Consider the following 7,569-nt stretch of genomic DNA (forward strand, 5'->3'; position numbering starts at 1 on the left):
GAATCGTTGAACTGATGTTCCATTTCCCGCGTGGTATAAAGCGGGTTGGTATTCACTACAATCAGGCCAGCTCGCATTGCGCCAAACACAACGACCGGGTACTGGCTGACGTTTGGCATCTGCACCGCGATGCGGTCGCCAGGTTTCAGGTCTGTCTTGTTTTGCAGCCAGGCTGCAAAGTTGCGGCTCTGGGTGTCGAGGTCACGGTAAGTGAGAGTTGCACCAACAGCACTGAAAGCTGGACGGTCGGCAAATTTTTTGACCGACTGTTCGAACACATCCACCATGCTTTTGTACTTGTTCAGGTCCACCTCGCGGGGTACGCCGGCGGGGTATTTATCCTGATAGAACTGCTCAAAATCCATCACCATCTCCTGTTTGGCGCTTTTGATTGTAATGATTTACCGATGTCAGGTTGCTCAAAAAATCAACCCTACAAAAGTATCAGCCTTAAAAAAGTGGGGAGAGAATAGCAGTTTTGTAACCGATGAGGTAGTTTTCGAAACTCTTACCCGAACAACAACCAGAACACCTGTACTCAAATGACAACAGTGCGGAGCACGCGATGAGCGATACCCTTGATACCCTGGAAAATATCACCTACGACGAGCTGAACGAAGGCGATACCGCAATCTTCACACGCACCCTTACCGAGGACGAACTGGTGCTGTTTGCAGCGGTCTCCGGCGATGTAAACCCGGTACACCTGGACTCTGAATTTGCCGCAGGCTCCATGTTCAAGGAACGCATCGCCCACGGTATGTGGAGCGGCTCGTTGATTTCGGCGGCTCTGGCAACAGTGATGCCAGGCCCTGGGACTATTTACCTGGAGCAGAGTCTTTCGTTCAAGCGGCCGGTTAAACTGGACGACACCCTGACGGTTCATCTCAAAGTCCTTCGCAAGGAGCCGAAAGGCCGGGTTGTGGTGGAGTGCGACGTGCGCAATCAGAACGAACAGAAGGTGGTCATCGGTGAAGCGAAGGTGATCGCCCCGACGGAAAAGGTGTCTCTGCACAAACCGCGACTGCCGAAAATCGCCATCGAACACTGAGAATTCGAAATCGGGCAGCCATTTTTATGGCCGCCCGATCGCACGCTTCACCCGGGCAGGAAATCAATCGGGAACCTGACCTTGCGGGGCTCAACATTGTCGGCCCCGAAATTGAAGAGCCGTACCCGCATGGCAATCCGTTGCTCCAGGGTGGCATGCCCAAGCTCCGAACTGACTACCTCGCAGGCGGAAACCGAACCATCCGGCTCTATGACCAGCTCCAGCAAGACTTTGCCCTCCAGGGTCGGGTCCTGGCGGAGTTCCCTCCGATACATGGAATAGAGTGCCGTTTTCTGGGCATCGAAGACTTTCCGAATATTGCTCATTGCCCGCTCACCAGCGGACGGGGCTGTCTCGGCAGGTTTAGCAACCACTTGCCTGGTTTCTTCAACGGGGGCCGCAACTGTTTTGACCTGGTGCTCAGCCACAGCGACGGTTGTTTCAGGAGCAACCGTATCTTCAACTCCGCCACTGCCAGCGAGGACTTCCGTCGATGCCTCATTCTCTCGGGTTCGACCCGGGGCGCTGCCTTCCGTGTTGACCGAAAATTTTCGAGCCGGCGCTGGTTCGGGGGACCTGAGTGATGCCAACTTGTCCCTCATCGACAGCAGCCCCGATCTCGACGCTTTCTCCCTAGCCTGCTCGATGGTTTGCGTTGGCTTCGGCTTTGGCTCCGAGGCTACCTGAGGTTTTACCTCTGGTTCCGGAGCAGGTTCAACCTCGGCAACTTCCGGCTCCGGCTGTTCAGGCTTTTCAGACTGCACTTCTGGTTTCGGCTCGGGCTCGGGTTCCGCCTCGGGCTTCACCGGCTCCGGTGTCACTACCGGTTGCGGCTTCTCCACCAGGCGAGCCAGCCTTGGGGGAATCGTCTCGGCTTCGCTGCGCTCGATCTCCGGCACATCCTGAGTGGGAATTAGCAACGCAGGCGGCAAAAACAGCGCCGTCACCAACAAGACGATGCCCGTAAATCGTCTACTCTCGGCCTGATCACGACTCCATGGCAGCCCTGAATCGCCCATTCGAGACCATCCGCTGTCAGCCATTTCGGACCTCCCGTTCCACAGCGAGCCGCACCTGCCGGTACTGCTCATCAACACAGGTCTGAATGACCTTGCGAAGCAATCGGTAGTCGGTGTCGCGACCCGCCATGATGGTTACGTCAAGCCCCTCCTCGGGAATTTCAGACCAGCGACTGCGACGCCAGGAAAGCTCTTCCGAAAGCCCAGTGATATAGGTATCACCAATCTCGATACCCTCCAGTCTTGCAACTTCGCTGCCCTGAACGAGAATGGCATTGCCCGTTATCTGGACTGTCAGGCTCTCAACGGCCGCCTGTTGCGCCGTGGACTTTGGCAGTGGCACGTCCGCGGTGTTCTGCATCACTTTCACATCCGACGAATTCACCATCAGGAAGAAAACCAGGATCGTGAAGATGTCCATCAGGGACACCAGGTTCAGGCCCCCAGGCTTCTTCATACGGCCGTAATGTCGACGAATTCTTTTGGCCTTACGCGAGGTCTTCATGCGCCCTCCCCGGATTCAAGCCTGGCATTCGCCGCAAGCTTTCGGTCTGCCGGCGCATCCATCAGTGAGACATCAGGAAACAGCTCTCCCTCAACCACGCTGGCCGCAACCACAGCCGGATAAGAACGGACCGTATCCATGGCCGTGATCAGTGTCTGGTAATCGATGTCTGGCCCGACTTCCAGAACCACATCGGTCTTCTCGGGAACCCGGTTTTTTATCTGCCGAAGGACCTGACGCAGGCCTTCGAAGTCTTGAACTGCCTCTTCTGTCGGCAACACACGGATCAAGCCGCGATCACTGTCGGCGATTTCAATACCCTCAGGAATCAATGTAACCACGAGACGGAACTCTTCGGGCGCCGGGGCTTCCCCGGCGTCCATACCGGGAAAATTCAGCTCGATCATTCGAACCTGACTGAATACCATGCCGAGCAACAGGACAGGTACCAGCACAATCATCAGATTGAGAAAGGCGGTAATATCCAGCTCAGGCGATACACTTAACCTGCGGTGACGTCGTCTCATGCTTCAGACACAATGTTCAGCAACTTCACGCCGGCCATTTCAAAGCTGTCGACAATCTCATTGGTTCGGGTCTGTAGTACCGCATGAAACATGAGCAACGGAATGGCCGACATCAGGCCGAAAGCCGTGGTATTCATGGCCACGGAAATACTTTCGGACAACAGACTGGCCTTCTGGGAAGGATCTGCCGCCGCCACCGCAGTAAACGCAGCAATCAGACCAATAATGGTTCCCAGCAGGCCTAGCAACGTGGCGATGTTGGCCAGGGTTGCCAGATATTGGGTACGCTTTTCCAGGCGCGGCAGCACTTCCATCAAGCCTTCTTCCATGGCGTACTCAATATCCTCCCTACGACTGTTGCTCAACAGACGGCCGATGCCTGCCCCCATGATTGAGGCAATCGCACTGTCTGAGTTTGTGGCTGCTTTCATGGCTCGCTGGTAGTCCCGCTTCCTCAGCAGCGGCAGGATGCCCCGCTCAAAGGCAATCCGGTTTCGCCGCCGTACCGCAGAGAGGTAGAAGAACCGCTCCAGAGTAATCGCCAACCCCAATGCCAGGACAATGGCGATGGGGTACATGAAGGGCCCACCTTCCTGGAAAAAACGTACGATCGTGTTCAGCATGATTGTTCTCCGGTTATTGCTCGGCCAGGCCTGAGTCTCCAACAGGGCTCAGGATGAGAGGATTAAGGTTTTCACGAAACAGACGGTGACGCTCGAGGACGACTGGATCCACCGGCCGGACCAGTTCCGGCGCCTCGTCATTCAGGTCCGCCCTTGGTCGTTTTGGCAGGCTTGGGGCTTGCCAGGGCAGAATGTAGAGTACCCGCGGATCGTCTTCGCCGAGGCTGGCGGATATACCCTCAACAGCCAGCCGGTTCGCTTCGTCCTGATCCGCCTGCGCCGGGTTGAGGAGCATTAACTGGAGGCCAACCAGCGCCAGTACGCGTAAAACGACTTTGGCAGTTTTGCGGATATCAGCCATTTATTGCAGCCTCCGTTCCAGATCCGCTATCCAGCCAGCCACCTGCTGGTCTTCTTTATCCGTCAGCTGCCGGTAGCGGTTGTAATGCTCAAGGGCAGTCTGAAGATCCAGCAAATAGAGCTCGGCAATCACCGCCAGATTAAAATGCAGCTCGGCCACATCCGGCGAATGGCTGATGCCCAGTTCCAGTAGCCTGGCCGCTTCGGCGAATCGGTACTGGTCCTTTAGAACGAGCGCCAGGTTGTTGACTGTCACCGCCCTGGTCGGATCCAGCTCCACGGCTTTTTGCCATGCATTCACTGCCGCGCCTTTGCGCCCTTCTTCGAAGGCCACCCGCCCCTCCTGTTCATAACTTGCTGCCAGTTCCGGATCCTTTCCGATGGACTTCTCCGGCTGCCGGACTTCCTGCCCGGCGCAGCCGACGAGCAACACCAGAAGCGCCGCCAGTGGCAGGCCCGTTTTCCCCGTTGAATTACACGCCATCCCTGATCTCCATATTCCAGCCAAGCCACTTAACACTCCGCTCATAACGTCCCGGGTGCAGCTCCGCAAGAACGCCGAGGCTGCGTCCGATCCAGGGGTCATACCCCTCGGCCGTAATCCGGCGATGGTTCTCCGTATGCAATTGAATGGCTTTGTCTTCGAATGGGAAAGCTTCTTCCTCCAGTAACATTTGATACTGCATCGCCTCCAGTTCATTCAGATCCGCCGGAACCGTGGATGCCATCAGGTCTTTGGCCAGACCACGATAGAGTTCGGCCCGTCGGAACAGCGATTCAGACAGAACTCTCTCGCCGCCCAGAGCTTCGGCATCCAGGAATCTCTGTCGAGCCGATTCCAGCGCCTTTTGCTTGCGCGCCAGAGATTGTTCCAGCGGCTGGCTCAGTCTGATGCTGGTAAACACTGCAGCCGCACGGGCACCGAGCACCAGTGACGACCGGGAGGCCCACTCAAGGGTGTCGGCGGTGTGCCAGGTGCTGTCCAGCTCTGACTGGACCAGTACTTCCCTCCAGGCATCGGGATTGTCGCCGGTTTCTACCAGGCGATGCCGGAATGTCTGGAGCTGTTCATGTTCGGCCCCGCTCTCTGCCTTCGGAGCCGTTGCAAGGTAATCCCTGTAAAGAGCATTTCGTTCCGCTACATTCCCGGCTTGATTCAACAATTCCGCAGCCCGCAACTTCAGGTGCCATGGGTTAGCGTGATTGTCGGCGGCCTGCAATAATTCTGACGCCGCGCGGGTGGGTTCATCAGACTGAATCCAGGCATGTACCAGCTTTTCGCTGATGCCGGCAGTCAGCTCGTGCTGGGGAAAATCGGCGCGAAAACTCTGCAGGTCGCCGACGGCAGCGCTCCAGTCCGATGCTTTGAGCAAGGTGTTGGCCGCGTCGTAGCGCGCACGGATGGCAACGTCCGAACCTGGTAGCACCGAATCAACCCGTCGGAAGTGCCCAACGGCCTCTCCGAGCCTGCCACTGGATACCGCGAGCTCTGCCTGGCGATAGACGGACGTCGCCAGTTGCTTCCGAATGGCTGAGACCTGCTCTTCGGTCACGTTTGCGAGCCGTTCACTTTCGGCAAGATTCAGCGCCTGCCCCCAGGCACGCTCCGCCAGGCCGTAGTCGCCCTCTTCCTGGCGTATCCGGGCCATGACCTGCCATGCCGCGTATCGCTCTGCCGGAGACGCCGTGGGCGCAGTCAATACCCGCGAACCATAATCCAACGCCAGCTGGTGGTCGCCGGCGGCCAGCCACCGGGCGGCGAGATCTGCCATCAGGCCGGGAATCCGGCTATCCCCTTCGAAACGTCCACTAAAGCGGTTGGCCTCATTGGAAACATCCTTCAGTTCGGGTTGAAAGGCAGACACAGTGGTCGGCCGGTCAAGACTGTTTCTCAACAGAGCAATAGCGGCCCAGGCAGCATCGGCAGCCTCGCTGTAACCGGGCGACTCATAGGCTGCTCTGCGAAAATTCGTCAACGCTTTCGGAAAATCCCTCGCCTGCAGCCAGGCATCACCAGCAAGGCGTAGCATTTCGCCGCTCTGATCAATCCTCGGAGCCAGGTGTGCGTAATAAACCGCTGCCTCAGCAAAAGCGGATTCAGCCTTCGCCACCCGGCCCTGTTCCACCAATCGTGTGGCCAGGTCATAGTGGTAATCCGCCAACCGTTTGCTGTAACTCAGCCATTTATTCTTCTGTTCACCAGTCAGAGCGGCGTAAGCGGAATCCTGGCTGTAGCTGGTGACGAACTCCGCACGGGCATTGCGAACCTGCTCCGGATCACCAGCCGCTTGCCACACATCCACTACCTGTAACCGGAAGGCAGGCACAGCACGGTGACTGGGCGAATAGTCAATAAAGGCCTGATTGGCAGCAACACTTGCGATGGTCTCGCCCTTCACCGCGTAGTAATCGGCCAGCCGATCGAACAGGAGATGTTCCCAGTGTTGGGGCCGGCTCCCATCCAGCCAGGCAATAAGGGTGTCCGTACCGCTGTTTCGGGCAGCCATCAGGGCAAGCACCCGAAACGTGTCATCGATGGTATCAACGCTCGAATCGCTGACTGACCCCAGGCTCTGTGCGCTCGGCAGGAACTCATCCAGAACTCTGATAAAGGTCGCTGCGGCCCTGTTCCACGCAGACGGCCCCTGTTTGAACTGGCTCCAACCGAGCATGTATCTGGCCTTGATGCCCAGCTCTCCACCAGCGTCTGAATTAACGAGGTGCAGATAGCCGGTTTCCGCTTCTGTGTAGCGTCCGGCTGCGAAGGCGGATTCAGCCAATCGGAACCTGGCCTCTGGCACAAGAGGGGATTTCGGATATAACCCGACCAGCTGTTTCAACCTCTGGATTGAAGCATCCTGCTGCCCCGTCAGAGCATGGGCCTTGGCCATCTGGTACAGCAGCTCGTCAAGCCTCCCGCCATAGGAACCTCGCTCGAGAATAGACTCATAGCTGCTGATGGCCTCGCTGTAGACCTGTTCTTCTTCAGACGCCGACAAGCCAACGTCTGATCCTGACCGATCCCTGATGTTGCTCAGCCGGTTGAGGGCATCGATCCGAACCTCAGGCTCGTCCGATGTCCTGAACAGGCGATGGTAGCGCCGGGCCACTTCCGAAGGCGAGATCGCCGGCATCGGCCTGCTTTCAAAAGTAAGAAACACCGGTCGCATGTCCCCGATCGTCTCTCCGTCCCGCCCAAGCTCTACACGAAAGGCTTCCTGGGCTGCAGCCGGCACCACCAACATCAAGCAGAGGAACAAGCCCGCAACTGGTTTCATCATGGCTGCGTCTCCTCCAGGCTCTGAAGGGCGAGATATTCGTAAAGATGCGCAATTTGCTGTTCGGTTTTGTCCAGCGCAAAGGCCATCTGCTGATCTCTGGCTTCGACATACTCCAGTGCCAGTTTGTCCAGCGCCGACTCGCACCTTTCAAGCAACTGACGAACAGCCGATAACAACACCTCGTTTCGCCTTTCCAGCGCAAG

At 57.3% G+C, this 7,569-nt stretch carries 9 protein-coding genes and 1 pseudogene; 1 reads left to right on the plus strand and 9 read right to left on the minus strand.

Annotation, left to right across the window (positions count from 1 at the left end):
- Nucleotides 1-365, minus strand: a 365-nt coding sequence (locus B2W52_RS13790; protein ID WP_286803584.1) for an AMP-binding protein, incomplete at its 3' end; no start/stop codon positions are given.
- A 200-nt stretch (nt 366-565) separates the two neighbouring features.
- Between B2W52_RS13790 and B2W52_RS13795 the strand changes: the two genes are divergently transcribed.
- A complete protein-coding gene (locus B2W52_RS13795) occupies nt 566-1,051 on the plus strand; it encodes a MaoC/PaaZ C-terminal domain-containing protein (RefSeq protein ID WP_286803586.1) in 486 nt (161 codons plus the stop codon).
- A 47-nt stretch (nt 1,052-1,098) separates the two neighbouring features.
- On the opposite strand, the gene B2W52_RS13800 is transcribed toward B2W52_RS13795, so the two are convergent.
- From B2W52_RS13800 to B2W52_RS13835, 8 genes and pseudogenes are all read right to left on the minus strand, one after another.
- Nucleotides 1,099-2,094: an AgmX/PglI C-terminal domain-containing protein gene (locus tag B2W52_RS13800; RefSeq protein WP_286803588.1), complete on the minus strand. Its 996-nt coding sequence runs from the start codon at nt 2,092-2,094 to the stop codon at nt 1,099-1,101.
- On the minus strand, nt 2,087-2,575 hold the full coding sequence (locus B2W52_RS13805; protein WP_286803590.1) for an ExbD/TolR family protein: 489 nt from the start codon (nt 2,573-2,575) through the stop codon (nt 2,087-2,089). The genes B2W52_RS13800 and B2W52_RS13805 overlap by 8 nt, the downstream gene beginning before the upstream one ends.
- Nucleotides 2,572-3,102, minus strand: coding sequence for an ExbD/TolR family protein (locus B2W52_RS13810; protein ID WP_062784124.1), 531 nt, complete (start codon nt 3,100-3,102; stop codon nt 2,572-2,574). The genes B2W52_RS13805 and B2W52_RS13810 overlap by 4 nt, the downstream gene beginning before the upstream one ends.
- Complete coding sequence (locus tag B2W52_RS13815) at nt 3,099-3,725, minus strand: MotA/TolQ/ExbB proton channel family protein (RefSeq protein ID WP_286803594.1); 627 nt, start codon at nt 3,723-3,725, stop codon at nt 3,099-3,101. Before B2W52_RS13815 ends, B2W52_RS13810 begins: the two co-directional genes overlap by 4 nt.
- A 13-nt stretch (nt 3,726-3,738) precedes the next feature.
- Entirely contained in the window at nt 3,739-4,086 is a 348-nt protein-coding gene (locus B2W52_RS13820; RefSeq protein ID WP_286803596.1) for a hypothetical protein, read from the minus strand.
- Nucleotides 4,087-4,569, minus strand: a complete 483-nt coding sequence (locus B2W52_RS13825) for a hypothetical protein (RefSeq protein ID WP_273069834.1) — start codon at nt 4,567-4,569, stop codon at nt 4,087-4,089.
- Nucleotides 4,559-7,366 (minus strand): tetratricopeptide repeat protein, encoded by a 2,808-nt coding sequence (locus tag B2W52_RS13830; protein ID WP_273069832.1) that lies wholly within the window; start codon nt 7,364-7,366, stop codon nt 4,559-4,561. Before B2W52_RS13830 ends, B2W52_RS13825 begins: the two co-directional genes overlap by 11 nt.
- Nucleotides 7,363-7,569, minus strand: a pseudogene (locus tag B2W52_RS13835) (tetratricopeptide repeat protein); the annotation flags it as partial. The gene B2W52_RS13830 and the pseudogene B2W52_RS13835, both read right to left, overlap by 4 nt.

Source organism: Marinobacter sp. UBA2498 (genome assembly GCF_002341575.1).
In the GTDB taxonomy this organism is placed as follows: Bacteria; Pseudomonadota; Gammaproteobacteria; order Pseudomonadales; family Oleiphilaceae; genus Marinobacter; species Marinobacter manganoxydans.